The sequence below is a fragment of the Thermovirga sp. genome, from assembly GCA_012523215.1.
In the GTDB taxonomy this organism is placed as follows: Bacteria; Synergistota; Synergistia; order Synergistales; family Thermovirgaceae; genus 58-81.
The window spans coordinates 1-2,448 of record JAAYIZ010000227.1 but is presented as its reverse complement, the minus strand read 5'-3'; the positions used below and the strand labels follow the sequence as shown (position 1 = coordinate 2,448).

The window sequence follows — 2,448 nt, the reverse complement described above, 5'->3', positions numbered from 1 at the left end:
TCTGTTCTGAGAAAGGTTCTCTCCCTGGAGATTCCGTTTTCCTTCCAGGATTTTCCGTTGGAGATGCAGTTCTGGGTGAAACCCTGCAGGTGGTCCAGCGCCTGGGCAAACCGGGATTCGGGGGTTTTGCCCTCTTCGAATTCGTCCCATAGACTCCTGAATTTCCTGGCGAGATCGTCGGGGAGAGAGGGAAACAGCCTATCGGCCGCCACTACTTCCCTTTCCCTTTGGCCCGCCACGCCGACTTCGTCGAAGGCGTAGGTGTCACCGGCGTAAATCTCGACGAGATCATGGGTCAGGACCAGTTCCAGGGTCCTCAGGAGGTCAGCCTCGAAGCCGATCTCGTCTCGGAGCAGCATTGCCCAAAGTGCCAGGTGCCACATGTGTTCGGCAATGCTTTCCCGGCGGCTGGCATCTCCGAGGTAACCCTTCCTGAGGACGGACTTGGCCTTGTCCATCGTGATGAGAAATTCCAGGATCCTGCCCGTTCGTTCATTCATAAAAAAACCTCCCCGGTGATTCCTTTTGCCCCTGTGTCCCCCGATACATTCAGGGCAGTTATTTGCGTTTGAGAACGGATGCGTTATAAAGGGTTGAGTGAGGCATTCCGATTTCCCTTTTCAAAGATAATTATTAAAGGAGGTACGTTGTCGATGAAGATCGATGCCAGGTACATGGACATACCAGAACGGAGAAAGGATTTTCCCGCCCTCTTGAGGGTCCATAACGGTTACCCCCTGGCTTTTCTCGATGGTCCCGGAGGCACCCAGGTCCCCCAGTCGGTTATAGATGCCGTAACATCTTACTACCATACCTGTAACTCCAATACCCACGGTTTTTTTGTGACCACCAATGAGACGGACAAGATCATCGAGGACACGAGGGAAACCGTGGCCACCTACCTGGGCGCGGACGGGGGTAAGCATATCTCTTTCGGGCACAATATGACCAGCCTGAACTTCTCCCTTAGCCGGGGAATAGGCAAGATCCTTTTACCCGGCGATGAGGTGTTGATAACTCAACTCGACCATGAAGCCAACAGGGGACCTTGGCTTTCACTCAGGGACGAAGGGGTAGTTGTCAGGGAGGTTGCTCTCCTTCCCGACGGCACGCTGGATTACGATGATTTCGCCGCCAAGATCAACGAGAACACGCGGCTTGTCGCGATGGGTTATTCGTCAAACGCCCTTGGTACCGTCAACAATGTGGCTCTCGCCAGGGAAATGACTCACAAGGCGGGAGCCTGGCTCCTTGTCGATGCCGTCCATTATGTCCCGCATTTTCCCGTTGATGTCCAGACCCTCGGGGTGGATTTTCTTCTCTGTTCTTCCTACAAGTTCTACGGGACCCATATAGGAGTTCTCTACTCGGGCGAAGGACTCCTGGACCGGATTCCTGTGCACAGGCTGAGAACCCAGGAGCAACACGCACCCTACCGGATTGAGACCGGCACGCTCAACCACGCTGCCATCGCCGGGGTCAAGGCAGCGGTGGAATATATTTCCACCCTCGGTGTCGGCGATGATTTACGCTCAAGGATAGTAACCGGCATGAAAAGGATCGGCGAGTACGAACACATCCTTGGAAAAGAGATATATCATGGTTTAAGAGAGATCAAAGGAGTTGAAGTAATAGGCCCGGACTTTGATTCAGGGAATAGGGCTCCGACGGTCTCCTTTACCATGGAAGGCATGAACCCAATTGAAGTCTGCAGGCTGCTCGACCAGCGGGGTATCTGTGCTTGGGACGGTCACTTTTATGCAGTGCGACCCATAGAGGTCCTCGGCCTCCTGGAAAAGGGCGGGGTAACTAGGGTGGGAGTGTCGCTCTATAACACCGCCGAGGAAGTCCAGAGGCTGCTGGAAGCCGTCAACGATATTGCCAAGGGAACGCTTCGGGAGGATTGAAGATGAGGGCCCTTTTCGTTGGTTTCGGTAAAGTTGGGAAGAAAGATTGCCACGATCCTCTCCAGGGAGAGGTCGATATTTCCGGGACTGAAGCCCCTTCACGATCTCGTCACGGTGGGAATAGTCACAAGGAAAAGCGGCGCCTTGGTCTCCTCCAGCGGCGTGGACCTTGAGGGAGCCCTGGAGGAGATGGAAACCCACGGATGTTTCAACGACAATGCCAGGCCCTTCTGCAGGATCACCGCCGAGGAGGCGGTATCCAACCTTGATTGCGATGTAATGCTGGAATTATCGACCCTTTCGATAGGAAATAAAGATGAACCGGCTGTGTCCCACGTCAAGACAGCTTTGAAAAGAGGCTGTCACGTGCTTTCCGCCAATAAGGGTCCCGTGGCTTTCGCATATAGGGAACTGTCGGAACTGGCCAACCTCGCCGGGAAAAAATTTCTCTTCGAGACGACTGTCATGGAGGGCGCCCCGGTTTTCAACCTTTGCCGATCATGCCTTAAGGTTTGTGTAGCGGAATCGGTCGACGGAATAC

3 protein-coding genes are annotated in these 2,448 nt (G+C 54.0%); 2 read left to right on the top strand and 1 reads right to left on the bottom strand.

Going from position 1 to position 2,448, the window contains the following annotated elements; translation table 11 throughout:
* Positions 1–500: HD domain-containing protein (locus GX108_06465; protein NLO56678.1), on the bottom strand; the 500-nt coding region annotated here is incomplete at its 3' end.
* Between the two features lie 174 nt (positions 501–674).
* Between GX108_06465 and GX108_06460 the strand changes: the two genes are divergently transcribed.
* Both GX108_06460 and GX108_06455 read left to right on the top strand, forming a co-directional pair.
* A complete protein-coding gene (locus tag GX108_06460) occupies positions 675–1,907 on the top strand; it encodes a cysteine desulfurase-like protein (GenBank protein ID NLO56677.1) in 1,233 nt (410 codons plus the stop codon).
* 18 nt (positions 1,908–1,925) lie between these two features.
* Positions 1,926–2,448 (top strand): homoserine dehydrogenase (locus GX108_06455; protein NLO56676.1); only part of this gene is annotated, 523 nt, incomplete at its 3' end.